We start from the raw sequence: 23,529 nt of genomic DNA on the forward strand, positions 1-23,529 counted from the left end.
CGAAGGCGATCGTCGTGGCGGCCGGGGCGGCGGCCGGCAGGAGCGCGGCGAGAACGGGCGCCGAGAGGGCGGGTGTCAGCATGCGGGCCGATCTATTAGGGCACCCTAATGCACATGGTACGCTTCGCGTTGTTAGGTCACCCTAATAATCCGCTCGTCTGAGAACCGAGGCCCGATGCACCCCACCCGCAGGACCATGCGCCGGCTGGCCGGCGCGCTCGCCGTCGTCGCGGCCGTGCTGGCCGCGACCGCCACGCCGGCGCTCGCCGCGCCCGCCGTCGCCGTCACGCAGTCGGCGCCCGCCGACGACGGCGTCGTCAGGCTCAGCGTGACCGGGGCCGGCTTCGCCGCCACGCCGCCCGGCATCTACGTCATGTTCGGGCGCGAGGACGCGCCGATCAGCAGCCAGGGCGCGTTCCAGACCGCGCAGTACCTCCCGGCGTCCAGCGACACCGGCGCCCGGGCGGACGGCACGTTCGCCACGACACTCGAGGTGCGCCGCGCCTGGACCGAGGGCGACGGGCGCGAGACCGACTGCGCCGTCGAGCGCTGCGCCGTCTTCACGGTGAAGGCCGACGGCGTGCCGGACCGCACGCAGGACACGGTGACGCCGATCTTCCTGCCGGCCCTGGCCGCGACGCCGGTCGCGGACCTCGACCCGGACGAGGCCGACATCCACACCGAGGGCGAGGGCTTCGATCCCGCGGCCAACGGCGGCAACGGCTTCTACGTCGCGTTCGGCCCCAGGGGACCGAACTACCACGTCGATGCCTCGCGCTACCAGAAGGTCGTGCAGGTCACGCCGAACCCGGTGACGCCGACGATGGTCAAGCTGCAGGCCGACGGGAGCTTCGCGCTCGACCTCGCCGCGGTGAAGGCGCAGTACGCCGTGACGGCGCGCGACGGGACCGTCACCGAGGTCGACTGCACCGACGAGGCGACGCCGTGCCAGATCCTGACGTTCGCCGCGCGCGGCGGGGCCTATCGAGGGTTCGACACGTTCACGCCGGTGACCTTCGGCGGCGACCTGGGCCCTGGCCCCGGCCCCGGTCCCGGTCCGGGCACGCCCGCCATCTCGGTGAGCCCCTCGTCCGGCCTGAGCCCGTTCGGCGCGACGACGATCGCGGTCACCGGCTCCGGCTTCAGGCCCGCGGAGCCCGGGATCTACGTCGCGTTCGGGCCGGCCGCCGGCACGACGAACGCGGGCGCCTACCAGACCACCAAGTGGGTGCACCCGGGCGCTGCCCCGAGTGCGACGCAGGACGTGCTCAGCTCCACCGGCACGTTCTCGACCACGCTGACCATCGGCGCGGCCTACACCCACGGGTCCGGCAACCGGGTCGACTGCACGGCGCTGGCCTGCTTCGTGCAGACGTTCGCCGCGCACGGTTCGCCGGACCGCACGCAGGACACGGCGGTGGCGGTCGGCTTCGCAGGGGCGGCGCCGCCCGCGGCGGGCGCGCCGGTCGCCGCGCTGGCGATGTCGAAGCTGCGCATCGGTGCGCGCGGCCGCCTACGGCTCGTGCTCACCGCGCCCGGCCGGGTGACGGTGAAGATCGCGCGGCGGGTGAAGGGCCGGGCGGCGTCCGGCCCGGCGTCGGTGGCGAAGAGGGCACGCACGCGCTGGGTGCGGGCGAAGACGATCCGCTTCGATGTCGCGCAGGCCGGCCCGGTCGCGCGGACCCTGCGGCTGCGCCGCGGCGAGCGCTACCGCATCGCCGTCTCCGTGCGCGGGCGCGACGGGGCGGTGGTCAGGGCCAAGCCACGGGTCGTCCGCCTGCGCGCCGCCCGCTGATGCGCGGCGCGGCGCCCCCGGGTCGCCGTAGGCTCGGGGGCGCATGCGGCCGCCGGACGAACCACCTCCCAAGCCCTCCGCGCGGTGGAAGGAGGCGGCGCGCGCCCGCGCGGAGGCAAGCCGGTTCCGCGGGCACCTGGCGCGCGCGATCGAGTTCGGGCAGCGCTGCCTCGAGCGCCTCGTCGAGGTCGAGTTCGTCGACCGGTCGATCGCGCTGGCCTCGCTGAGCTTCACGTCGCTCATCCCGCTGGGCGTCGTGCTCGGCTCGATCTCCCCCGTCAACGGCGCGGACTTCGCCGACGGCATGATCCGCCGCTTCAGGCTCACCGGCTCGACCGCCGAGCTCGTCCAGAGCCTGTTCGCGCCGCCGAGCGATGTCCGCCAGACCGTCTCGATCGCCGGCGTCGTGCTCCTGCTCGCCTCGGCGCTGAGCTTCACCCGCGGGCTGCAGCGCGTCTACGAGCGCAGCTGGCGGCTGCGGTCGCTCGGCGTGCGGGCGACCCCCGCGGGCCTGGCGTGGCTGCTGGGGGTCGCCATCGTGGTGAGCCTGCTGGTGCCGGTGCGTGCGGCGATCGCCGACGCCACGGGCCCGCTCGTGGCGCTGATCATGGCGCTGGCCACCGCGTTCATGATCTGGCTGCTGACGCCGTTCGTCCTGCTCTCGCGGCGCGTCCCCTGGCGGGCGCTGGTGCCCACCGGGATCCTCACGGGGATCGGCATGACCGCCCTCGGCATCGGCTCGGTCATCTACATGCCGCGCGCGATCGAGGAGTCGGCCGACCGCTACGGGTCGATCGGCATCGCGATCGCGCTGGTCTCGTGGCTGGTCGGCGCGGGGTTCGTGCTCGTGGGCTGCTCGGTCGTGGGCGCCGTGCTCGGCGAGGGGCGGGACGGACCGCCGGCCGCGCCCGCGGCCTGACGGCGCGCCTCAGCCGAGGACGGCTGCGATCGCCGCCGCCGACCGGACGAGCGGGCCCGCGGCGTCCGCCGGGTCGCGGGCATCGGTCCACACCGCGCTGATCGAGGCCTCCGCCGTTGCGCCGGGCGGGCGGATCGCGGCGCCGATTCCGGTGGCGCCCGGCAGCAGTTCGCTCGTCGACTGTGACCAGCCGCGCTCGCGCGCGACCCGGATCGCGTCGCGCTCGCCGGGCCGCGGCTCGAGCGCCGCGAGGATGGCGATCCCCGACGCCGCCTGATCGAGCCGGTGGCGCAGCCCGGTCCGGTAGGCGACGTGCATGTCGGTGTTGCGCGGCTCGACGACGGCGGCGACGACCGCGTCCTCGCCGTCGCGCACGGTCAGAGCGGTCGTCGCGCCGAGCTCGTCGGCCAGCCGGCGCAGTTCGGCGACCGCCACCTCCTGCAGGCGCGGGCGCACGCGGCTGGCGAGCTCGATGAGGCCCGCGCCGAGCGTGTGACGGCCGTCGTCGGCGCGCACGACGAGGCGCTGGTCGACGAGCGGGCCGAGCAGCCGGTAGATCCCGGCGCGGTGCGTGCCCATCGCTGCCGCGAGCTCGGACACCGAGAGCCCGCCGGGGTGGTCGGCGAGCACGCGCAGGAGCCGGAGGCCCCGTTCGAGGGTCTGCGAGCCGCCGCTGGACGAGCGCTCCGTCACGCGGGGGACCGTACTGCCCCGTCCGCTCGGTGTACAACAGTTGTGCGCAACGAACAGATAGTGTACGTTGCCGGTCATGGGAGAGAGAGCCGGCAAGCCGCGCCGTCCCGTCATCGACCCGGAGGCCGCCGCCCGGTCCGGGCTGCGTTCCTGCCTCGGCCGTTTCGCCACCGGCGTCGCGGTCGTCACGTTCGGCGGCCCGGCGGGCCCCGGCGAGCGCCACGGCATCACCGTCAACTCGTTCACGTCGGTCTCGCTCGACCCGCCGCTCGTGCTCGTCAGCGTCGGCAAGCGCGCGCGCTCGCACGACCTCCTGCGGGGCCGGGCCTTCACGGTCAACGTGCTCGGCGCCGAGCAGGAGCCCGTCGCCCGCTGCTTCGCGGGTGGCCCCCCGATCGAGCTGTCCTGGATCGAGGGGGAGCACGCGCCGCGGCTGACCGGCGTCCTCGCCCATCTCGAGTGCACGCCGTGGCGGGCCTACGACGCGGGCGACCACACGCTGTTCCTCGGCGAGGTCGCCGGCTACGACTTCCGCGACGGCGACGCGCTCGCCTTCCTCACCAGCCGCTTCACCATCCTGGCCGAGGAGCAACTCGGCCACGAGCACCTCATCTAGGAGAAACCAGTCACATGGGCGCACGCACCGGCCAGGAGTACCTCGATCGTCTGTCGAGCCTGAAGACGACGGTCCAGATCGGCGGAGAGACGCTGGAGGGCGGCATCCCCGACCATCCGGCGTTCCGCAACCTGACGCGCACCTACGCGCGCCTGTACGACCTGCAGCACGCGCCCGAGCACCGCGACGTCATGACCTACGAGTCGCCGACGAGCGGCGAGCGGGTCGGCACGTCGTTCATGGTCCCGCGCACGCACGAGGACCTGGTCAAGCGCCGGGAGGCGTTCAAGGTCTGGGCCGACGACAGCCTCGGCACCCTCGGCCGCACCGGCGACTACCTCAACTCCTGCCTCATGGCCCTGTCGGAGGCCGGCGACTGGTTCGCGCAGGCCGATCCCGCGTTCGCCGGCAACATCAAGCGCTACTACGAGATGGTGCGCGAGCAGGACCTGCTCACCACCCACACGCTCATCCCGCCGCAGGCGAACCGCAGCCAGGGCGCCGGCCAGCAGATGGGCGGCAAGCTCACCGCGCACATCGTGAGCGAGGACGACAACGGCATCGTCGTGCGCGGCGCGCGCCTGCTCGCCACGATCGGCCCGACCGCCGACGAGCTGCTGGTCTTCCCGTCGACGGTGCTCAAGGGCAACCCCGAGGACGCGCCGTACTCGTTCGCGTTCGCCATCAACTGCGACGCACCCGGCCTGCGCTTCATCTGCCGCGAGTCGATGGACCACGGCCGCAGCCACTTCGACCACCCGCTCGGCTCGCGGTTCGAGGAGATGGACGCGGTGGTCGTCTTCGACGACGTCCACGTGCCCTACGAGCGCTGCTTCCTGCTCGGCAACCCGCAGATGTGCAACGGCTTCTACGCCGAGACGTCGGCGGCGGTGCACATGACCCACCAGGTCACCACCCGGACGATGGCGAAGACCGAGTACCTGCTCGGGCTGATCTCGTGCATGACCGAGGCGATCGGCATCGAGCAGTTCCCGCACGTGCAGGCCGACATCGCCGAGGTGATCGTCACCCTCGAGCAGTCGCGCGCGCTCGTCCGCGCCGCGGAGGCGGACGCCGCGCCGAACGCCTACGGCGTGATGACCCCGCGCTGGGAGCCGCTGAACGCCAACCGCAACTGGTACCCGAAGACCTACCAGCGCTTCCCGGAGATCCTGCGCAAGCTCGGCGCCAGCGGCCTGATGGCGCTGCCGACCGAGGCCGACGTCGAAGGCGCCGCCCACGACGACATCGAGGCCTACCTGCAGTCGGCGACGCTCACCGGCGCCGAGCGCGTGCGGCTGTTCCGCCTGGCGTGGGACACGTGCATCAGCGCGTTCGCCGGCCGTCAGACGCTCTACGAGTACTACTTCTTCGGCGACCCGGTGCGGATGGCGGGCGCGTTCGTCAACTCGTACGACCGCGAGCCCTACAAGGCACGGGTGCGCGAGTTCCTCGCCCGTGCCGACGAGCCGGTCGCGGCGGCCTGACCTGCGCTTTGGGTCCGAGAGGTGGACCCAAAGCGCAACTCGCCGTCAGGCGGGGGCGAGCTCGCCGACGTGCGGGCTCCTGGCGAGGAGGGCCAGCACCTTCTGCCGGCCCGCCTCGCTCAGCGGGGCGAGCGGGATGCGGGCGTGGGCCGAAGGCAGGATCCCCATGCGGTGCATGATCCACTTCGCCGGGACCGGGTTGGTCTCGGCGAACGCGGCGTCGACGAGCGGGTGCAGGTCGTAGTGCAGCTGCCGCGCCCGCTCGTGGTCGCCCGCGGCGAACGCGTTGTACAGCTCCGCGCACGGCACCGGCGCGAAGTTGCCGACGCAGCTGAGGTGCCCGGAGCCGCCGAGGCAGAGCATCGGGTAGCAGAGCAGCTCGATCCCGGACAGCGCGATGAAGTCCGTGCCGCACTCGTCGAGGACGTAGGAGACGTGCTCGAAGTCCTTCGTCGTCTCCTTGATGCCGACGATGTTCTCGTGCGCGCGGCGGAGCCGGCCGACCGTCGCCGGCGTGATGTCCACCGCGGCGCGGATCGGCACGTTGTAGACGATGATCGGCAGGTCCGGGAACTCGCTCGCCACCTGCGAGTACCACCGGAACAGCCCCTCCTGCTGCGCACGCCCGTAGTACGGCGTGACGACGAGCGCCGCCGCCGCCCCCAGTCGCGCGGCCTCGGCGGTCAGCTCGAGCGTCTCGTGCATGAGCGCGCTGCCGGTGCCGGGGAGGAACGGGACGCGCCCGTCGATCGCGCTCGCCGCGGCCCGCATGACCGCGAGGCGCTCCTCGATCGTCTGGGAGGTCGGCTCGCCGGTCGACCCGCCGACCGAGATCGCGTGCGTGCCCTGCGACAGCTGCCAGTCGATCAGCGGCCCGATCGTGTCGAGGTCGAGCTCGCCGTCGTCGGTGAACGGGGTGATGAGCGGGGTGATCGCTCCCTTGATCATGACTCCTCCTTTGCGGCGCGCCACGCTTCGTATTCGGGCAGCCGATCCTTCGCGAGGGGGTACGTGTCACGGACGCTCTCGCCCGCGGTGACGCGCTCGAGGGCCCACTCCTCGCGCCGCTCCTGCTCGAGGGCGTCGAGCGCGACCTCCTCGGCGAGCGCCGCGGGGATGACCAGCACGCCCTCGGCGTCGCCGACCATCACGTCGCCGGGCATGACGAGCACGCCGGCGCAGGTGACCGGCACGTTGTCCTCGAGCGGGAAGTGCTTGAGGCCGAGGACCGCGGCGTGCGGCGCCCGGTAGTAGGTGGGCACGTCGAGCTCGCCGAACGACGGCGAGTCGCGGACGCCCCCGTCGGTGACGATGCCCGTCGCGCCGCGCCGCAGTGCGCGCATCGCGAGGATGTCGCCGATCGTGCCGGCGCCGGCCTCGTCGCGCGCCTCGATGACCAGGACCTCGTCGGCGGTCAGGGACTCGATCGTCGCCTTCTGGGCGTTGAGCTCGCCCGTCGCGCTCTGCGCCTTGACGACGTCCTCGCGCATCGCGACGTAGCGCAGCGTGTGCGCGTAGCCGAGCAGGCGCAGGTCCGGGCGCGCCGGCTTCAGGCCGCCGAGGAACGTGTTGGCGATGCCGCGCTTGCGCAGCTGGACCGTGAGGGTGGCGGTGGAGACGCTGTTCAGCGCGTGACGCGCCTGCGCCGAGAGCTCGTGCTCGCGGGCGACCGGTGCGTTGTACGCGTCGGCGCGCACCTGCGGGCTGACCTTCGGCATCGCCCCGTAGTGCGCGAGCTCGGTCTCGGCCTCGGCGATCTCGTTGCGCAGCGTGCCCACGCCGTCGATCTCGACCTCGACGACGTCGCCGGGCTGGACCGGCTGCGACCCGGCCGGCGTGCCGGTGAGGATGAGGTCGCCCGGCTCGAGCGTCATGAGGCGCGACAGGTCGGCCACGAGCGCGCCGAAGTCGTAGATGAGGTTCGCGCTGCTGTCCTCCTGCACGGTCTCGCCGTTGACCCGGGTGCGCAGGACGAGCGCGCCGAGGTCCAGTTCGCCGGCCGGGACGAGGCGCGGGCCGATGGGGGTGAACCCGTCCTGGCCCTTGGCGAGGACGTTCGAGCCGCGGTCGGCCCAGCGGAAGTCGTAGACGCCGAAGTCGTTGGCCGCGGTGATCCAGCCGACGTGCGCGGCGCCCTCCTGCGGCGTGACGTTGCGCGCGCGGGTACCGATGACCACGCCGATCTCGCCCTCGAGGACCAGCAGCTCGCAGCCGCGGGGCCGGACGACCGGCGCGCCGTCGCGCGAGATCGACGACGACGGCTTGAGGAAGTAGGAGGGGTGGGCCGGGAACCGGCCGCGCTGCTCGGCGCGGCTGCGGAAGTTCAGGTGGACGGCGACGATCTTCGGCGGCCGCAGTGACTCGAGGTCCATGTGGCGCACATTATCGTCTTTCGTATACGATTGCCGCGATGATCGACACCGAGACGGCGATCCGCGCCCAGCAGCACTACATCGCGGGCGACTTCCGCGACGGCGCCGGGGGCCGGACCTTCACCACGCTGAACCCGACGAGCAACGAGGTCATCGCCGAGGTCGCGGCCGGCGACACCGCCGACGTCGACGCCGCCGTCGCCGCGGCGCGCCGCGCGTTCGACGAGGGACTCTGGCCGCGCATGTCCGCGAAGGAGCGGGCCGTCGTGCTGCGCCGCATCGCGAACCTCATCCGCGAGCACGCGCAGGAGTTCATCGCGCTCGAGTGCCTCGACATCGGCATGCCGATCGCCCAGATGAAGGGCCTCGCCGCGCGGGCGGCCGAGAACTTCGACTACTTCGCCGGCGTCATCGAGGAGCTGGCGGGCAAGGCGTGGCAGACCGGCTCGTTCCTGAACTACTCGGTGTTCAAGCCGGTCGGCGTGGCCGGGCTGATCATGCCGTGGAACGCGCCGCTCATGCTCTCGACCTGGCGCATCGCGCCCTGCCTGGCCGCGGGCAACACCATCGTCCTCAAGCCCGCCGAGTGGTCGCCGCTGACCGCGACGCGCCTGGCCGAGCTGATGGCCGAGGCGGAGCTCCCCGAGGGGGTCTTCAACGTCATCCACGGCTTCGGCGAGGCGGCGGGGGCACCGCTGTCCGCGCACCCCGGCGTGAACCTCATCTGCTTCACGGGGGAGACGACGACCGGCTCGATCATCATGGCCGCGGGCTCGCCGACGCTGAAGCGCACGTCGTTCGAGCTGGGCGGCAAGTCGCCGGTCGTGGTCTTCGACGACGCCGGCGCGGACTTCGAGCGCCTCGTCGACGCGGTCGTCTTCCAGATCTTCTCCATGAACGGCCAGCGCTGCACGGCCGGCTCGCGGCTGCTCGTGCAGGAGGGCCTCTACGAGCGGCTGGTCGAGGCGGTGGCGGCGCGGGCGCGCAACATCCGCGTCGGCGACCCGTTCGACGCGCAGACCGAGCTCGGCCCCCTCATCCGGCCCGAGCACCACGAGCGCGTGCTCGGCTACATCGCCGGGGCGCGCGAGGCCGGCGCGCGCATCCTCGCCGGCGGCGACCGTCCGGCGCACCTGCCCGACGGCAACTACCTCGCCGCGACCGTCATCGCCGACGTCAGCGAGGACATGAAGGTCTTCCAGGAGGAGATCTTCGGTCCCGTGCTCGTCGCGATGCCGTTCACCGACGAGGGCGAGGCCGTCCGGCTCGCCAACGCGACGAAGTACGGCCTGGCCGCGTACGTCTGGACCAACGACCTCACGCGCGCGCACCGCGTCGCGCAGTCCATCGACACCGGTCTGTGCTGGGTGAACTCCCAGAACGTCCGCGACCTGCGCACGCCGTTCGGCGGCGTCAAGGGCAGCGGGATCGGCCGCGAGGGCGGCGAGTACTCGTTCGAGTTCTACTGCGACCAGGAGACCATCCACGTCGCGCTCGGCACGCCGCACGTCCCCCGGCTGGGACTGGGCGGCGGCTGATGACGGTCGCGCCGAGCAAGCTGGAGCGCACGTACTCGCTGCTGCGCGGGCGGATCCTCGAGGGCGTCTACGGGCCGGGCCACCGGCTCGTGATCGACGCCCTCGCCCGCGAGCTCGGTGTCAGCCAGATGCCGGTGCGCGAGGCGATCCGCCGCCTCGAGGCCGAGGGCTGGGTCGCCTACGTGCGCAACCAGGGCTTCCAGGTCGCGCCGATCGACGCCGCCTCCTGGACCGAGGCGACCGCGACGCTCGCTGTCCTCGAGGGCTACGCGACCGCGCTCGCCGCCCCGCACATCACCGCCGGCGACCTCGCCCGGATGGCCGAGCTCAACGCCCGCATGCTCGCGGCGATCGAGGAGCTCGACGTGCTGGAGATCTCGAAGGCCAACCAGGCCTTCCACCAGGTCATCTACGACCGCTGTCCCAACGGCCATCTGCGTCGCGAGCTCGAGACGATCCAGGAACGGCTGAACACGCTGCGCAGCTCGATCTTCATGTTCATCCCCACGCGTGGGCGCGCGTCGCTGGCCGAGCACGAGGCGCTGATGGAGCGCATCGAGCGCGGGGCCGACCCGATCGCGATCGAGATGGTCGCGCGCGAGCACAAGATGCACACGGTGGCCGCGTACCAGCAGCGCCTGAACGACGAGGAGACGTCATGAGCCGGGTCCAAGAGCTGATCGGCGAGGTCAAGCGCCCGCCGTTCGACATCATGCGCGCGGCGCACGTGGAGCTCGTCGTGCGCGACCTCGACGCGTCGCTGCACTTCTACGACGAGCTGCTCGGGATGATCGTCACCGAGCGCACCGCCGAGGCCGCGTACCTGCGCGGGTGGGAGGAGTACCTGCATCACAGCCTGGTGCTGCGCGTGGGCGACGAGCCGGCGATCGACCACGTCTCCTTCCGGGTGGCGGGCGACGCGGACCTCGACGTCATCGCCGCGGACTTCGAGCGCCGCGGCTGCCCGGTCCGCGAGCACACCGGCGAGCCCGGCCAGGGCCGCGCCATCCGCGTCCAGGATCCGCTCGGCTTCCCGCTCGAGTTCTTCCACGACATGGACCGCGTCGACAGCAACACGCAGGCGTTCCACCTGCAGCGCGGCGCGCCGATCCTGCGCTTCGACCACCTGAACTTCCACTCACCGGACCCGGAGGCGGCGTTCCGGTTCTGGCAGGAGCTCGGCTTCCGCGCGACCGAGTACATCTCGACCGACGGTGAGGACGAGAAGCTCACCGGCGCGTGGCTGCGCCGCAAGCCGACCGTGCACGACGTCGCGCTCACCGCCGGTACCGGCCCGCGCCTGCACCACTTCGCGATGTGGCTGGCCGAGCCGAGCAGCGTGCTGCGCGTGTGCGATCAGCTCGCGGCCGGCGGCTGGGTCGAGGCGATCGAGCGCGGCCCGGGGCGCCACGGCGTCTCGAACGCCTTCTTCGTGTACCTGCGCGACCCCGACGGCCATCGCATCGAGCTGTACACCTGCGACTACTACACCGGCGACCCGGACCACCCGCCGAAGCGCTGGAGCGTGACCGATCCGCGGTGCCGGTCGTTCTGGGGCACGCGCGCGCCGGACCGCTGGTACGAGGAGTCCTCGGTGGTGCTCGACCTCGACGGCCGAGTCGTCGAGACCCGCGCCGCGGGCGTCGACGAGCGCACGGAGATCATGGCCTGAGCGGCGGTCGGCGCAGAGGCGCGAGCGCGTCGCGCGCGCCGCGCCCGAGCCACGTCAGGTCAGAGCCCATCAGCACGAGGTTGACCCCGGCCTCGAGCCAGTCCGCCGCGTCGTCGGGACCGAACGCGAAGATGCCGGTGCGCCGCGCCGCCGCGCGGGCGCGCTCGAGGACGCCCGCGATCGTCTCGCGCATCTCCGGGCCCGCCGGGTCGTTGAGGCCCATCGACGAGGCGAGGTCGGTCGGCCCGACGAACAGCAGGTCGACCCCCTCCACGGCCAGCAGGTCGTCCAGGCGCTGCACCGCCGCCCAGGTCTCGACCTGGATCGCCAGCAGCAGCTCGTCGTTCGCGCGCTGCCGATAGTCGAGGACGCCTGCGCCGTAACGCGCCGCGCGCGACGGTCCGATGCCGCGCCGGCCCAGCGGCGGGTAGCGCGCCGCGTCGACCGCGGCCGCCGCTTCGGCGCCGGACTCGACCCGCGGCACCACGATGCCGGCCGCGCCCGTGTCGAGCGCCGTGGCGATCGCCACCGGGTCGTTGCCGGCCACCCGCACGAGCGCCGAGGCGGAGCCGCCGCGCTCGGTCGCCGCGACGAGCCGCTCGATCGTCTCGATGCCCATCGCGCCGTGCTCGCCGTCGATGCACACCGCGTCGAAGCCGAGCGCGCCCAGCACCTCGCACGCGGCAGGATCGCGCAGGCCCGCGAACGTGCCGACGAGCTGCTCGCCCGCCTCGAGCCGGGCGCGCACGTCGCCGCTCACCACGTCGCTCCGATCAGCACATGCTCCTGCCCCACGTCGTCGGGCGACGTGCAGCCGAGCAGCGTGAGGCCCTGCTCGATCTCCGCCCGCAGCAGCTCGAGCACGCGGGCGACGCCCGCCTCGCCCGCCGCCGCCAGCGCATAGATCACCGGCCGGCCGACCATCACCGCCCGTGCGCCGAGCGCCAGGGCGGCGAGCACGTCCGTCCCGCGCCGCACCCCGCTGTCGAGCAGCACCTCGGCGCGCCCGGCGACCGCTTCCACCACCGCGGCCAGCACCTCGAGCGGCGCCGGCGTGCCGTCGAGCTGGCGGCCGCCGTGATTGGAGACCACGATCCCGGCGACGCCGTGCTCGCAGGCCAGCGCCGCGTCGGCGGGGGAGAGGATGCCCTTGAGGACGAGCGGCAGGCGCGTCAGGCCGGCGATGCGCTCGAACGTGCTCCAGCTGAGCGTCACGTCCACCTGAACGTGGAGGTCGGCGGGCGTGCGTCCGCCGCACACCGGGACCTCCAGCGTGTCCGGGAAGGCGAACCCGGCGCGCAGCGCGCGCTCGCGCCGCGGGACGACTCCACTGTCGACGGTCAGCACGATCGCTTCGGCGCCGCACGCCTCGGCCTGCTCGACGACGCCGCGCGTCAGCCCGTGGTCGCGCCAGGAGTAGAGCTGCTGCCACCACGGCCCGCCCGCGGCGGCGACGTCGGCCGGCGCGCACGTCGAGATGTTCGACAGACACAGCGTGGTGCCGCCCGCCGCCGCGGCGCGCGCGGTCGCGCATTCGCCCTCGGGATGCACCGCCCGCTGGATCCCCATCGGGGCGACCACGACGGGCATCGCCGCCGGCCGCCCCAGGACGGTCGTGGCGGTGGTGGCCGCACCGACGTCGACGAGCACGCGCGGCACGAGCCGGCAGCGCTCGAACGCTGCGCGGTTGCGCCGCAGCGTCACCTCGTCGCCCGCGCCGCCGGCCAGGAAGGCGAACGTCGCTGGGTCGAGCACGTCGCGCGCACACGCCTCGACGTCGTGGAGGTTCAGGAACTCGGCGTCTCGGACCTCGGCCATGGCGCGTAGTTTGTCAATTTGTCTGCTCTATGGTCAAATGAATCGCGTGCTGGTCGACGCCGACGTCCACAACACCCTCGCCACGAACGACCTCCTGCTGCCCTACCTGCCGCAACGGTGGGCACGCCACGTCGAGCGCTTCGGCGTCCGCCATCCCGACTCCATCGGCTTCTTCGCCACCCGCCCGCGGAACTTCGCGGCCCGCACCGACGCGTGGCCGCCGGGCGGTGGCGTGCCCGGCGGCGACCTCGCCTTCATGCAGGAGCAGCTGCTGGACCGCTGGGGCGTCGACGCCGCGATCCTCAACCCGATCAACCAGACGACGATCGGCGCGCAGCCCGGCGAGCTGAGCGCCGTCCTGAGCCGGGCGCTGAACGACTGGACGCTGGCCGAGTGGATCGACCGCGACGACCGCCTCTTCGGCGCGATCTGCGTCCCATGCGAGGACGCCGCGCTCGCCGCGGACGAGGTACGTCGCCTCGGCACTCACCCGCGCTTCGTGCAGGTGCTCGTCAACGTGCGCACGCGCGAGCCGCTCGGCTCCCGCCGCACCTGGCCGCTGCTCGAGGCCGCGGCCGAGATGGGCCTCCCGCTGTCCATCCACGTCGGTGGCCACGGCGGCAACACGATCACCGGAACGGGCTGGCCGTCGTACTACTTCGAGGACCACGCCGGCTACCCTCAGGCGTTCCAGGCGCAGCTCATCAGCCTCGTCTTCGAGGGCGCCTTCGAGCGCTTCCCGAATCTGAAGGTCGTCCTTCAGGAGGGCGGGTTCGCCTGGCTGCCGTGGCTCATGTGGCGTATGGACGACGCGTGGCGCCTGCTCGGCGACGAGGTGCCGCACCTGCGTCGAGCGCCGTCGGAGGTCGTGCGCGAGCACCTGTGGTTCACGACCCAGCCGATGGAGGAGCCCGAGCGGCCCGAGTTCTTCGCCGAGGTCTGGGAGGACCTCGACATGGAGACCCACGCGCTGTTCGCCACGGACTATCCGCACTGGGACTTCGACGCGCCCGACCAGGCGCTCCCGCGCGTCCTCGGCGCGCAGGCGCGCGAGCGGATCCTCGGCACCAACGCCCGCGACCTCTATCCGAAGCTCGCGCCCGCGCTGGCGCAGGTGGCGGCGCGGTGACCGCCCCGGTCGACAGCGACGTCCACGCCGCGCCGCCCGCGGTGGCCGAGCTGCGCCCGTACCTCGGCGACTACTGGCGCTCCTACGTCGACGAGTGCGGGTTCGCCGGCCCCGCCGGGCTCGCGGTGGCCACGCCGCCGAACGCGCCGACGGCGGGCGTGCCCGGCGGCGGGGCGACGCTCGAGGCGCTCGGGCAGCACCTGTCTTCGCTCGGCGCCTCCCACGGCGTGCTGCACTGCCCGTACGGTCTGGAGGGCCTGCGCAACCTGGAGTTCGCGAGCGCGCTGGCGACGGCGGTCAACGACTGGCTGGCGGACCAGTGGCTCGACCACGACGACCGGCTGCGCGCGACGCTGCTCGTCAAGGCCGAGGACGCGCCCGGGGCCGTCGCGGAGATCGAGCGCCGCGCCGCCGACCCTCGCTTCGTCGGCGTCCTGCTGCCCGCCCGCTCGGACCGGCCGTACGGCCAGCGCGCGTACTTCCCCGTTTTCGAGGCGGCGGCCGCGCACGGGCTGCCCGTCGTGCTGCACTTCGGCGGCTGCACCGGCAACCCGCCCACGCCGGTCGGCTGGCCGACGTACTACATCGAGGAGTACGTCGGCATGGTCCACGCGTTCGAGGCGCAGCTGACGAGCCTCGTCGCGGAGGGCGTGCTGCAGCGCTTGGCGGACCTGCGGATCGTCCTGGCCGAGAGCGGCTTCACGTGGCTGCCCTCGATCATGTGGCGCCTGGACAAGGAGTGGAAGGGGCTGCGGCGCGAGATCCCGTGGGTGACGACCGCGCCGTCGGCACTCATCCGCCGGCAGGTGCGCGCGACCGTCCAGCCGGTCGACGGGCCCGGCGACCCGGCCCGCCTGCGCCGGGCCGTCGAGCAACTCGGCAGCGAGGAGATGCTGCTGTTCGCCAGTGACCATCCCCACCGCCACGCCCAGCACTTCGAGGAGGCGCTCGCGGGCGTGCTCGAGCCCGAGCACGAGCGGGCGATCCTGCGCGGCAACGCCGTCGAGGTGTTCGGCCTGTGAGCGCGCGGCGCTACGTCGTCGCCACCGAGGACGAGATCCCGCCGGGCGCGCGCAAGATCGTGACGATCGAGCGCCGCGAGATCGGCATCTTCAACGTCGACGGCGAGTACTTCGCGCTGCGCAACCGCTGCCCGCACCAGGGCGCCGCGCTGTGCGAGGGGCACGTCCTGCCGGCGCTGGAGTCCAGCGGGCCGGGCGACCAGCGACTGGCGTCCGGCCGCCTGCTGCAGTGCCCGTGGCACGGCTGGGAGTTCGACGTGCGCTCCGGACAGAGCTGGTGCGAGCCCGATCGGATGCGCGTTCGCGCGTATCCCGTCGGCGTGGTCGACGCCGGCGAGGCGAGCGGTTTTCCCGGCCTCGTCCCGGGACCGCACGTCGCCGAGACGTATCCGGTCCGCGTCGAGGCGCGCCGCGTCGTCGTGGACCTCGGCGGGTGAGCGCGTCCGTGGCGGACGCCCGCCTGGATGCCTTCCAGCCGCTGCGCGTCCAGCGCGCGGGCGACGACGTCCTCGCCGTCCTCGTCGACGCCATCCGCGGCGGCCTGTACCGGCCGGGCGACCACCTGCCGACGCAGGTCGAGCTCGCCGCCCAGCTCGGTGTCAGCCGCGGCGTCGTGCGCGAGGCGATGATGGCGCTGCGCCGTGCCGGGGTCGTGTCGGTGCGGCGCGGGCGCGGCGGCACGGTGGTCGCGTCGCTCGAGCACCTCGACGACGTCCTCGTCCAGATCCGCGGGCAGACGCGCGAGACGCTGCGGACGGTGCTCGAGGCGCGCCGCGTGCTGGAGTCCGCGGCGGCGCTGCTGGCGGCGAAGCGGGCCAAGCGCTCGGACTGGCGCGAGCTGCGCGCACTCGCCGGGCAGCTCGAGGCGCTCTCGGAGGATCCCGCGCTGTTCGTGCGCACCGACGCGGCGTTCCACGTCGCGATCGCGCGCCTGTCGGGCAACGCGCTGCTCGAGCGGTTCCTGCGCGAGACGTTCGACGAGGTCATCGCGACCACGGCGCGCCTGCCGGTCGGCCGGATCTCGACGACCGAAGCGATCGCGATGCAGCACGATCTGCTCGTGGCGCTCGAGAGTCGCGACGCTTCGGCGATCGCCGGCGCGGTCGACGACCATCTCGCGCCACTCGAGCGCGCGCTGGTGGGCCGCCGCCTGAGCGCGGTCTAGCCGGCGTAGGCGCGGATCTGGTCGCCGACCAGCCGCACGAGGTCGCCGAGCGCGATGTTCGCGTCGACGAGGTGCAGTCCCCACGTGGGGTCGGGCGACGGGCGCAGGACAGGCGCGCCGCCGACTCCGACGATCTGCAGGACGCTCGCGCCGTTCGCGCGTGAGCAGTGCGCGCGGTAGGCGCCGGGGACCGAGATCCACGGCGTCGAGGCCGACAGCACCGGCATGCCGAGCACCGAAGTCGCCGTGGCGATCGTCGTGCCCGGCGCGAACGGGACGGAGGGGAGGATCGTGTCGACCGGCGCCGATCCGCCGCGCAGCGCGGCGGGGTTCGTGCACAGGACCTGCAGGCGGCCCGGGGGCGCCCCGGCGGGCGCCGTGCGCAGGATCCCGCTCGAGCGTCCGAACACCGCGTTCGGCGGGACGGGCTGGTCGAACGTCGAGAACGCGATGACACAGCCGGTCTGCGTGCGCGCCCGGCACGCCGGCACGTGGCGGAAGTCGCCCCCGTCGTCGCGGCCCCGGCGCACGGTCACGTTCGAGCCGAGCAGGATCGCGGAGACGAGCCGCCGCCGGACGCGCGGATGCCGGTCGATCTCGTCGTGGACGAGCCGGGTGAGCATCGCGCTGCCCTGCGAGTGCCCGATCAGCACGACGCCGCGACCGTGGTTGTGGTGGGCGAGGTAATCGCGCCACCCGGCGCGCACGCTGCGGTACGCGGTCCGCGACGCCGGGCCGAGCGTCGCCGGGTCGGCCGCGATCGCCCGCAGCGTGAGCTGGCGGTACATCGGCGCCCACACCCGGCAGACCTGCGAGTAGCGCGCCGCCTGGTAGAGCGCGATCGAGCGCTGCTGGGGGTCGATCGCCAGCGTTGCGTTCAGCCCGGGCTGGTCGCTGACCGTGGGGTAGACGTAGAAGCAGTCGACGCTCCGGTCGCGCGCCTGCCGGGGCTGGGTCACGCCGGTCTGGCGCCCGTCCGGCGCGAACGTCGTCGTGCCGAGGCCCGGGGTGCACGGGTCGTTCGCGATCCCGGGCCGGCACAGCCACGTCGTCTTCGCGGTCGCGGCCGGCAGCGCGGCCGGAAGCGCGGCCGGCAGCGCCGCCACGCCGGCGAGGAGCACGGTCAGGACGCGGCGGCGCACGGCGGGCAGGCTACCGCCCCGCCTCCACGGGGCGAGACGGTCAAATTAGAACGAAGCTTCGGCTTCACTTTCTGGTGCCGGATCGGTACGGTCGCCCTCGAGGCGCGTCGATCGACCGAGGAGAGAGCCCGCAATGTCCCATCGTCTGCTGTCGCACCTGGCGCACGTCGAGCTGCTGACCACCGACCTCGACGCATCCGTCGGGTTCGCCGTCGACGCGCTCGGGCTGGACGTCGTGCGGGAGGACGGCGACTCCGTCAGCCTGCGCTGCTGGGGCGACTTCTACTCGCACAGCCTCGTCCTGACCGCCGCCGACGCGCCCGGCCTCGGCCACGCCGCCTGGCGGACGGACGGTCCGGAGCAGCTCGACGAGGCGGTCGCGAAGATCGAGGCCGCGGGCACGCAGGGCGAGTGGATCGAGTCCTCGGCCGGGCACGGGCGGGCGTACCGCTTCGAGGGGCCGGGCGGCCACGCGAACGAGGTCTTCTGGGAGGTCGAGCGCGCGGTGGCGCCCGCGGGCGAGGAATCGCCGTATCCCGACCGCCCCCAGCGCACGGGCGGGCACGGCATCGGCGTGCGCCTGATCGACCACGTCACCGTCACCACCCCCAGCGTCAGGGACGCGAGCGCCTGGTACCGCGACGTGCTCGGCTTCCGCACGATGGCCTACATCGAGCCGGCGCCCGGCGCGCCGTGGATCTTCAGCGTCAACACGACGAACGAGAAGTCCCACGACCTCGGGCTCGTCGCGGACTTCGAGGGCCGGCGCGGGCGCCACCATCACCTCGCGTTCTGGGTGGAGACCAACCACGACCTGGTCCGGGGCGCCTCGTTCCTCATCGAGCACGGCCACGCCATCGACTACGGCCCCGGCCAGCACGGCATCGGCGAGCAGAACTACCTCTACTTCCGCGATCCGGCCGGGCTGCGCTACGAGCTCAACTCGGGCGGCTACCGCAACTACGTGCCCGACTGGGAGCCGGCGCGCTGGGGCATCGAGGACGGGCCGAACAACTCCTACCGCACCGAGGTCGCCATGCCGGCCGTGCACATGGTCGCGATCCCGCCCGGGGTCGCCGGCTCCATGGAGACCCCGGCCGCGGCGCCCGCCGCGGCCGGCTCGCCCGAGGACTCCCTGTCCCGGCTGTAGGCCCCGCGCCGTGGACGCCGCGTCGATGCACACCCGCCGGGTCATCACCGGGCACGACGCCGAGGGGCGCGCGATCGTCGTCGCCGACGAGGCGGTGCCCGGCGCCGGCCTGGCCGAGGACGACGGCCGCACCGACGCCGTCTTCTTCAACCTGTGGGCGACGCACGAGATGCCGGTCGACAACTCCGGCGCGGCGCTCGAGCGCCAGCGTGCCGGCAGCGCGACGACGATCCTCGGCACCGGCCGCGGATCCGTGCTGCGCATCGGCGTGCTCGCGCCCGGGGTGCGGTCGCCGATGCACCGCACGCAGAGCCTCGACTACGGGATCCTGCTCGAGGGCGAGTGCGACCTCGAGCTCGACGGCGGCGACGTCCGCACCCTGACGGCCGGCGACGTCGTCGTGCAGCGCGGCACGAACCACGTCTGGCACAACCGCAGCGACGCGCCGTGCCGCTTCGCCTGGATCCTGCTCGACGCCGAGCCGGTCACCGTCGACGGCCAGGAGCTCGGCGCGAGCTGGACGCACGGATCCTGACCATCCGCGTAGCCTGCCGGCGGTGACGAAGCGAGGGTTCTCGCTGGGCCTGGGGGGCCTCGCACTGGTCGCGCTGGTCGTGCGGCTGGTCTACGCGCTGGCGATCGCGCCGGACCTGCCCGCGCGCGGCGACACGCTGCTCTACCACCTCCTCGCCAACGGCATCGCCGACGGCGACGGCTATGCGCGCCCGTTCTCCGAGCTCATGACCGGGGCACCGGTGCCGACGGCGTCGTACCCGCCGCTGTACCCGCTGTACCTGTCGGTCTTCTCGTTCGCCGGCCTCGACTCGCTGGACGCGCATCGCGCCGTGTCCTGCCTGCTCGGCCCGGTCGCCGTCGTGCTCGTCGGGCTGGTCGGCCGACGGCTCGCAGGGCCGCGCGCCGGGCTCATCGCCGCGGCGCTCGCCGCCGTGTACCCGCAGCTCGTGATGGTCGACGGCACGGTGATCACCGAGGCGCTGTACGCGCCGCTCATCGCGCTGATCCTGCTGCTCGGCTACCGGCTGCTCGACGGCGGCGGCGGGCTGTGGATCGCGGCGGGGCTCGGCGCCGCGATCGGGCTGGCGACGCTGACGCGCACGGAGGCGATCGGGCTCGTGGTGCTGCTCGCCGTGCCGCTGTGCGTCGCCGCCGCACGCCGGCGCAGCGACCCGCCCGCGCGCATCCGCGACGCGCTGCGCCCCGCCCTGCCGCTGGCCGGCGTGGCGGTCGCCGCGACGGTGCTCGTGCTCGTGCCGTGGGTCGTGCGCAACGCGATCACCCTCGACAGGGCGGTCGTGTTCACCACGAACAGCGGGCACACGGCGGCCGCCACCGTATGCGACGACACGTTCCGCGGCGGCAGCCCCTACCTGGGCTTCGTGCGCCACCAGTGCGCGCTGACCGGGCCGTGCGCCGCGATCGCCGACGAGCTCGACCAGGCGGCGTGCCAGCGCGACGCGGCGTGGCGCTACATGCGCGATCACCGAGGCCGGGTGCCGGTCGTCCTCGCCGTCCGCGTCCTGCGCGTCTGGGAGCTCTACCGCTACCAGGACGATCTCGGCTACGGCGAGCTGTGGAGCCGCTCGATCCCCGTGGCCAAGGCGGGACTCGTCATGTACGCGCTGATGCTGCTGCTGGCGGTCGGCGGCATCGTGCGGCTGCGGCGGGCGCGCGTCCCGGTCTGGCCGCTGCTCATGCTCGCGGTGCTCGTGTCGCTGTCGGCGGCGATGACGTTCGGCTTCAGCCGCTACCGCCTCGCCGCCGAGATCCCGCTCGTGCTGCTCGCCGGGGCGGGCCTCGACCGGGGCGTCGCCGCGCTCGGCGCGCGCCGCCGCCGGCGCCTCGCCGCCCAACCCGCGCCCGCGTGAAGGCGAGCGGTCCCGGGCCCCGCTCAGCGCACGAGCTCGGCGCCGGCGACCAGCGCCTCGAGCTTCGCGTAGGCGACGTCGCGAGGCAGGTACTTCATGCCGCAGTCCGGCGCCGCGACGAGCCGGCCGGCGGGGATGCGCTCCAGCGCGGTGCCCAGCCGCCGGGCGACGGCGCCGGGCGTCTCCACCTCGTCGGTGTCGAGGGCCAGCACGCCGAGCACCACCGTCTTGGCGGCGAGCGCGTCGAGGCTCGCCGGGTCCAGGCCGGGCTGGGCGGCCTCGATCGAGACCTGGTCGACGGGCGTCGCGGCGAGCAGGTCGAGCGACCGGTATCCCGGCGGCCGGCCGGCGACGAACTGCGGGTAGCCGAAGCAGACGTGCACGCACGTCGTGCCCGGCGCATCCGCGAGCGCCCGATCGAGCGTCTCGACGGCGAGGCGCTGCGCCGCCTCGGGACGCGACTCCAGCCACGGCTCGTCGAGCTGCACGACGTCGGCGCCCGCGGCGAAGAGATCGGCGATCTCCTCACGGGCGGCGTCCGCGTAGGCGAGCGCGAGCGCCCGCTCGTCGCCGTAGAAGTCGTCCTGGGTCTGCTGGGACATCGTGAACGGCCCCGGCATGGTGATCTTCACCGGCCGGGAGGTGTGCGCGCACACGAAGGCCACGTCGCGGACCTGGATCGGCTGGGTCCGCCGGATCGGGCCGACCACCCTCGGCACGGACGCGGGCGTTCCGGCGCGGCTGAGGATCGTGCCGGGGTCGTCGACGTCGACGCCCTCGAGGGCGGTGGCGAAGCGGTTGGAGTAGCTCTCGCGCCGGATCTCCCCGTCGGTGACGACGTCCAGGCCGGCGCGTTCCTGGTCGCGGACGGCGAGCACGGTCGCGTCGTCCTGCGCCTCCTGCAGGTACCGCGGGTCGACGCGCCACAGCTCCCGTGCGCGGACGCGCGGGGGCAGGCGCTCGCGCAGCGCCGCGCGGTCGATGAGCCAGTCCGGCTGCGGGTAGGAGCCGACCAGGCTCGTGGCGAGGGCGGGGCGCGGGAGCGGGTGCGGGCGCGGCATCGCTCGCGAGCGTAACGGCCGGCGGGTAGCGTGCGGCAATGCCGAGCGCCGCCGCCGATCCCTTCGCCGCCCTCTCCGACGACGAGCGCATGCGGCTGCGGCCCGAGCCGCTGCCCGAGCGGGTCTCGCTCATGAAGGCGGTCCTCACCGACGACCGCTTCTCCGACCCGGCGTGGGTGTACGAGCGCAAGCTCGACGGCATCCGGTGCGCGGCCATCCGCGGCACGGCCGGGGTGCGGCTGCTGTCGCGCAACGACCTCAACCTCAACGGACGGTTTCCGGAGGTCGCGGCGGCGCTCGAGGCCGACGGCGGCAGCGACGTCGTCCTCGACGGCGAGGTCGTCGCGCTCGCCGGCGGGCAGACGAGCTTCGAACGGCTGCAGCAGCGCGGCGAGCGTCCGGTCGCGGTCTACTACTACGTCTTCGACCTCCTGCACCTCGCCGGGCAGGACGTCACCGCGCTGGGGCTGCGCGCGCGCAAGTCGCTGCTGCGCCACGCCGTGACGTACTCCGGGCCGATCCGGCTGACCGCACACCGCAACCGCGACGGCGAGGCGATGTACGCGGAGGCGTGCCGGAAGGGCTGGGAGGGCGTGATCGCCAAGCGCGCCGACGCTCCCTACACCCACGGGCGGTCGCGGGACTGGCTGAAGTTCAAGTGCTCGGCCGAGCAGGAGCTCGTCATCGGCGGCTATACGGCGCCGAAGGGCAGCCGCACCGACCTCGGCGCGCTGCTCGTCGGCCACTTCGAGGAGGGCCGGCTGCGCTACGCGGGCAAGGTCGGGACCGGCTTCACCCGGGAGACGCTGCGCGACCTCGCCGGCCGCCTGGAGCCCCTGCGCCGGGACGGCTCGCCGTTCGCCGACGAGGTCAAGGAGCGCCACGTGACGTGGGTCGAGCCGCGGCTCGTGGCCGAGATCGGCTTCAGCGAGTGGACGCGCGACGGACGCCTGCGCCATCCGCGCTTCCTCGGCCTGCGCGACGACAAGCCGGCCGAGCAGGTCGTGCGAGAGCGCCCGGGAACGGTGCAGCCCGGCTGAGGGCGTGGCCCGCTCCGGCCTCGCTCACGCGTCGGGGTCGACGTGGTCGGCCTGCTCGCGCTGCGTGGTCGCCGCGGCCTGCTCGCGCTCCGCCGCTTCGCGGCGCTTGTCGGCGCGGGCCTGGGCCTCCCGGGCCCGCCGCGCGTGCTGCTCGGCCACCTCGCGCTCGGCCTGCGCGCGCGCCTGGTCGTCCTGCGCCTCCTCGAGATGGCGCTCCGCGCTGGTCTCGTGCCGCTCGGCCTGCGCGCGCCGGGCGCGCGACTCGACCCGTCCCTGCGCCGCGCGTTGCACCTGTCGCCGGCGCAGCGCCACCAGCGCGAGCGCCACGAGGACGACGACCACGACGACGATCACCACGATGAGCCAGGTTTCCATGACGGCTCCTTACCCAGGTCGTTTGCCGCTGACGCCCGGCGGGGTAGCGAATGGTCCATGCCGCCGCTTGACGTCGACACCGTGCTGGACTGGCGCGGGCGCACCGTCCGCGACGCCGAGGGCGAGAAGCTCGGCATCCTGGGCGACATCCTGCTCGACCGGGAGACCGACCTGCCGGCGTGGGCCGGCGTGCGCACCGGCCTGTTCGGCCGCCACGAGTCCTACTTCCCGCTGGAGGGCGCGACGGAGGCCGACGGCGACGTCCGCCTCCCCTACACCGCACAGCAGGTCAAGGACGCGCCGCACGTCGACCCCGACGTCACGCTGTCGGCCGAGGACGAGGAGCGGATGTACGAGCACTACGGGCAGGGCTCCGGCGCGGCGATGGTGCGCTCGGAGGAGGAGGTCTCGCTCGGTGAGGTGCAACGGCGCCCGGTCGAGCGCGTGCGCCTGCGCAAGGTGACGGTCACGGAGAACGTCGAGCAGACGATCCCGGTCCGGCGCGAGGTCGTCCAGCTCGAGCACGAGCCGCCGCCGGAGGGCCGGATCGAGTCGGTCGAGGACGCCGGCGAGGCTCCCGCGCCCGAGTCGGTCGAGGACGCCGGCGAGGCTCCCGCGCCCGGCTCGGGCGAGCGGCCTTCCTAGCGAG

24 protein-coding genes are annotated in these 23,529 nt (G+C 73.7%); 16 read left to right on the top strand and 8 right to left on the bottom strand.

The annotated features are described in order from the left end of the window. Positions 1-175 precede the first annotated feature (175 nt). On the top strand, positions 176-1,795 hold the full coding sequence (locus DSM104329_RS08350; RefSeq protein WP_259314972.1) for a hypothetical protein: 1,620 nt from the start codon (positions 176-178) through the stop codon (positions 1,793-1,795). A 43-nt stretch (positions 1,796-1,838) separates the two neighbouring features. Beyond that, positions 1,839-2,714, top strand: a complete 876-nt coding sequence (locus tag DSM104329_RS08355) for a YihY/virulence factor BrkB family protein (RefSeq protein WP_259314973.1) — start codon at positions 1,839-1,841, stop codon at positions 2,712-2,714. Positions 2,715-2,723: 9 nt separating this feature from the next. On the opposite strand, the gene DSM104329_RS08360 is transcribed toward DSM104329_RS08355, so the two are convergent. After that, a complete protein-coding gene (locus DSM104329_RS08360) occupies positions 2,724-3,407 on the bottom strand; it encodes an IclR family transcriptional regulator (protein ID WP_259314974.1) in 684 nt (227 codons plus the stop codon). Between the two features lie 76 nt (positions 3,408-3,483). Here DSM104329_RS08360 and DSM104329_RS08365 point away from each other — a divergent pair, with 76 nt between their 5' ends. Continuing rightward, positions 3,484-4,023 carry a flavin reductase family protein gene (locus DSM104329_RS08365; RefSeq protein ID WP_259314975.1) on the top strand — a complete coding sequence of 180 codons (540 nt, stop codon included), beginning with the start codon at positions 3,484-3,486 and terminating at the stop codon, positions 4,021-4,023. A 14-nt stretch (positions 4,024-4,037) separates the two neighbouring features. Continuing rightward, positions 4,038-5,510, top strand: a complete 1,473-nt coding sequence (gene hpaB, locus DSM104329_RS08370) for a 4-hydroxyphenylacetate 3-monooxygenase, oxygenase component (RefSeq protein WP_259314976.1) — start codon at positions 4,038-4,040, stop codon at positions 5,508-5,510. A 45-nt stretch (positions 5,511-5,555) separates the two neighbouring features. On the opposite strand, the gene dapA is transcribed toward hpaB, so the two are convergent. Next, positions 5,556-6,458, bottom strand: coding sequence for a 4-hydroxy-tetrahydrodipicolinate synthase (gene dapA, locus DSM104329_RS08375; RefSeq protein WP_259314977.1), 903 nt, complete (start codon positions 6,456-6,458; stop codon positions 5,556-5,558). Next, complete coding sequence (locus tag DSM104329_RS08380; protein WP_259314978.1) at positions 6,455-7,882, bottom strand: fumarylacetoacetate hydrolase family protein; 1,428 nt, start codon at positions 7,880-7,882, stop codon at positions 6,455-6,457. The genes dapA and DSM104329_RS08380 overlap by 4 nt, the downstream gene beginning before the upstream one ends. 38 nt (positions 7,883-7,920) lie before the next feature. Between DSM104329_RS08380 and hpaE the strand changes: the two genes are divergently transcribed. The 3 genes from hpaE to hpaD are packed head-to-tail and all read left to right on the top strand — an operon-like array spanning position 7,921 to position 11,092. Further along, the gene (gene hpaE, locus DSM104329_RS08385; protein ID WP_259314979.1) at positions 7,921-9,420 is read left to right on the top strand and encodes a 5-carboxymethyl-2-hydroxymuconate semialdehyde dehydrogenase; all 1,500 of its coding nucleotides are present in this window, start codon (positions 7,921-7,923) and stop codon (positions 9,418-9,420) included. Next, positions 9,420-10,082, top strand: a complete 663-nt coding sequence (locus DSM104329_RS08390; protein WP_259314980.1) for a GntR family transcriptional regulator — start codon at positions 9,420-9,422, stop codon at positions 10,080-10,082. Before hpaE ends, DSM104329_RS08390 begins: the two co-directional genes overlap by 1 nt. Next, on the top strand, positions 10,079-11,092 hold the full coding sequence (hpaD, locus tag DSM104329_RS08395; protein ID WP_259314981.1) for a 3,4-dihydroxyphenylacetate 2,3-dioxygenase: 1,014 nt from the start codon (positions 10,079-10,081) through the stop codon (positions 11,090-11,092). Before DSM104329_RS08390 ends, hpaD begins: the two co-directional genes overlap by 4 nt. Here the strand turns inward: hpaD and DSM104329_RS08400 are convergent. Beyond that, positions 11,082-11,852 carry an HpcH/HpaI aldolase family protein gene (locus DSM104329_RS08400; protein ID WP_259314982.1) on the bottom strand — a complete coding sequence of 257 codons (771 nt, stop codon included), beginning with the start codon at positions 11,850-11,852 and terminating at the stop codon, positions 11,082-11,084. The genes hpaD and DSM104329_RS08400 overlap by 11 nt on opposite strands. Continuing rightward, positions 11,849-12,910, bottom strand: coding sequence for an alpha-hydroxy acid oxidase (locus DSM104329_RS08405; protein ID WP_259314983.1), 1,062 nt, complete (start codon positions 12,908-12,910; stop codon positions 11,849-11,851). The genes DSM104329_RS08400 and DSM104329_RS08405 overlap by 4 nt, the downstream gene beginning before the upstream one ends. A 37-nt stretch (positions 12,911-12,947) precedes the next feature. Here DSM104329_RS08405 and DSM104329_RS08410 point away from each other — a divergent pair, with 37 nt between their 5' ends. From DSM104329_RS08410 to DSM104329_RS08425, 4 genes are read left to right on the top strand one after another with little or no spacing between them, the layout of a single operon-like run. Beyond that, positions 12,948-14,039 carry an amidohydrolase family protein gene (locus DSM104329_RS08410; protein WP_259314984.1) on the top strand — a complete coding sequence of 364 codons (1,092 nt, stop codon included), beginning with the start codon at positions 12,948-12,950 and terminating at the stop codon, positions 14,037-14,039. Further along, positions 14,036-15,061 (top strand): amidohydrolase family protein, encoded by a 1,026-nt coding sequence (locus tag DSM104329_RS08415; RefSeq protein WP_259314985.1) that lies wholly within the window; start codon positions 14,036-14,038, stop codon positions 15,059-15,061. The genes DSM104329_RS08410 and DSM104329_RS08415 overlap by 4 nt, the downstream gene beginning before the upstream one ends. Beyond that, positions 15,058-15,498 (top strand): Rieske (2Fe-2S) protein, encoded by a 441-nt coding sequence (locus DSM104329_RS08420; RefSeq protein ID WP_259314986.1) that lies wholly within the window; start codon positions 15,058-15,060, stop codon positions 15,496-15,498. The genes DSM104329_RS08415 and DSM104329_RS08420 overlap by 4 nt, the downstream gene beginning before the upstream one ends. Next, the gene (locus DSM104329_RS08425) at positions 15,495-16,226 is read left to right on the top strand and encodes a FadR/GntR family transcriptional regulator (RefSeq protein WP_259314987.1); all 732 of its coding nucleotides are present in this window, start codon (positions 15,495-15,497) and stop codon (positions 16,224-16,226) included. Before DSM104329_RS08420 ends, DSM104329_RS08425 begins: the two co-directional genes overlap by 4 nt. Here the strand turns inward: DSM104329_RS08425 and DSM104329_RS08430 are convergent. Then, entirely contained in the window at positions 16,223-17,368 is a 1,146-nt protein-coding gene (locus DSM104329_RS08430) for a DUF3089 domain-containing protein (protein WP_259314988.1), read from the bottom strand. The genes DSM104329_RS08425 and DSM104329_RS08430 overlap by 4 nt on opposite strands. Before the next feature lie 133 nt (positions 17,369-17,501). On the opposite strand from DSM104329_RS08430, the gene DSM104329_RS08435 reads away from it, so the two are divergent. From DSM104329_RS08435 to DSM104329_RS08445, 3 genes are read left to right on the top strand one after another with little or no spacing between them, the layout of a single operon-like run. Continuing rightward, complete coding sequence (locus tag DSM104329_RS08435; RefSeq protein WP_259314989.1) at positions 17,502-18,518, top strand: VOC family protein; 1,017 nt, start codon at positions 17,502-17,504, stop codon at positions 18,516-18,518. Between the two features lie 10 nt (positions 18,519-18,528). Further along, positions 18,529-19,053, top strand: a complete 525-nt coding sequence (locus DSM104329_RS08440) for a cupin domain-containing protein (RefSeq protein ID WP_259314990.1) — start codon at positions 18,529-18,531, stop codon at positions 19,051-19,053. A 22-nt stretch (positions 19,054-19,075) separates the two neighbouring features. Further along, positions 19,076-20,404: a glycosyltransferase family 39 protein gene (locus DSM104329_RS08445; RefSeq protein ID WP_259314991.1), complete on the top strand. Its 1,329-nt coding sequence runs from the start codon at positions 19,076-19,078 to the stop codon at positions 20,402-20,404. A 23-nt stretch (positions 20,405-20,427) separates the two neighbouring features. Here DSM104329_RS08445 and DSM104329_RS08450 read toward each other — a convergent pair whose 3' ends face one another. Beyond that, complete coding sequence (locus DSM104329_RS08450) at positions 20,428-21,465, bottom strand: cobalamin-independent methionine synthase II family protein (RefSeq protein WP_259314992.1); 1,038 nt, start codon at positions 21,463-21,465, stop codon at positions 20,428-20,430. A gap of 38 nt (positions 21,466-21,503) precedes the next feature. Here DSM104329_RS08450 and ligD point away from each other — a divergent pair, with 38 nt between their 5' ends. Next, the gene (gene ligD, locus DSM104329_RS08455; protein ID WP_259314993.1) at positions 21,504-22,505 is read left to right on the top strand and encodes a non-homologous end-joining DNA ligase; all 1,002 of its coding nucleotides are present in this window, start codon (positions 21,504-21,506) and stop codon (positions 22,503-22,505) included. A 24-nt stretch (positions 22,506-22,529) separates the two neighbouring features. Here ligD and DSM104329_RS08460 read toward each other — a convergent pair whose 3' ends face one another. Beyond that, positions 22,530-22,880, bottom strand: coding sequence for a hypothetical protein (locus DSM104329_RS08460; RefSeq protein WP_259314994.1), 351 nt, complete (start codon positions 22,878-22,880; stop codon positions 22,530-22,532). 57 nt (positions 22,881-22,937) lie between these two features. On the opposite strand from DSM104329_RS08460, the gene DSM104329_RS08465 reads away from it, so the two are divergent. Beyond that, positions 22,938-23,525 (top strand): PRC and DUF2382 domain-containing protein, encoded by a 588-nt coding sequence (locus DSM104329_RS08465; RefSeq protein ID WP_259314995.1) that lies wholly within the window; start codon positions 22,938-22,940, stop codon positions 23,523-23,525. The last annotated feature ends 4 nt before the right edge of the window (positions 23,526-23,529 follow it).

The organism is Capillimicrobium parvum (assembly GCF_021172045.1).
GTDB classification, from domain to species: domain Bacteria; phylum Actinomycetota; class Thermoleophilia; order Solirubrobacterales; family Solirubrobacteraceae; genus Capillimicrobium; species Capillimicrobium parvum.

What these genes read in the sequence shown, in the direction of transcription:
- hpaE (WP_259314979.1), top strand. Translation starts at nt 7,921, where the DNA reads ATGATCGACACCGAGACGGCGATCCGCGCCCAGCAGCACTACATCGCG.
- DSM104329_RS08350 (WP_259314972.1), top strand. Translation starts at nt 176, where the DNA reads ATGCACCCCACCCGCAGGACCATGCGCCGGCTGGCCGGCGCGCTCGCC.
- DSM104329_RS08450 (WP_259314992.1), bottom strand. Translation starts at nt 21,465, where the DNA reads ATGCCGCGCCCGCACCCGCTCCCGCGCCCCGCCCTCGCCACGAGCCTG.
- dapA (WP_259314977.1), bottom strand. Translation starts at nt 6,458, where the DNA reads ATGATCAAGGGAGCGATCACCCCGCTCATCACCCCGTTCACCGACGAC.
- hpaB (WP_259314976.1), top strand. Translation starts at nt 4,038, where the DNA reads ATGGGCGCACGCACCGGCCAGGAGTACCTCGATCGTCTGTCGAGCCTG.
- ligD (WP_259314993.1), top strand. Translation starts at nt 21,504, where the DNA reads ATGCCGAGCGCCGCCGCCGATCCCTTCGCCGCCCTCTCCGACGACGAG.
- DSM104329_RS08380 (WP_259314978.1), bottom strand. Translation starts at nt 7,882, where the DNA reads ATGGACCTCGAGTCACTGCGGCCGCCGAAGATCGTCGCCGTCCACCTG.
- DSM104329_RS08460 (WP_259314994.1), bottom strand. Translation starts at nt 22,880, where the DNA reads ATGGAAACCTGGCTCATCGTGGTGATCGTCGTCGTGGTCGTCGTCCTC.
- DSM104329_RS08465 (WP_259314995.1), top strand. Translation starts at nt 22,938, where the DNA reads ATGCCGCCGCTTGACGTCGACACCGTGCTGGACTGGCGCGGGCGCACC.
- DSM104329_RS08390 (WP_259314980.1), top strand. Translation starts at nt 9,420, where the DNA reads ATGACGGTCGCGCCGAGCAAGCTGGAGCGCACGTACTCGCTGCTGCGC.
- hpaD (WP_259314981.1), top strand. Translation starts at nt 10,079, where the DNA reads ATGAGCCGGGTCCAAGAGCTGATCGGCGAGGTCAAGCGCCCGCCGTTC.
- DSM104329_RS08365 (WP_259314975.1), top strand. Translation starts at nt 3,484, where the DNA reads ATGGGAGAGAGAGCCGGCAAGCCGCGCCGTCCCGTCATCGACCCGGAG.
- DSM104329_RS08435 (WP_259314989.1), top strand. Translation starts at nt 17,502, where the DNA reads ATGTCCCATCGTCTGCTGTCGCACCTGGCGCACGTCGAGCTGCTGACC.
- DSM104329_RS08410 (WP_259314984.1), top strand. Translation starts at nt 12,948, where the DNA reads ATGAATCGCGTGCTGGTCGACGCCGACGTCCACAACACCCTCGCCACG.
- DSM104329_RS08355 (WP_259314973.1), top strand. Translation starts at nt 1,839, where the DNA reads ATGCGGCCGCCGGACGAACCACCTCCCAAGCCCTCCGCGCGGTGGAAG.
- DSM104329_RS08405 (WP_259314983.1), bottom strand. Translation starts at nt 12,910, where the DNA reads ATGGCCGAGGTCCGAGACGCCGAGTTCCTGAACCTCCACGACGTCGAG.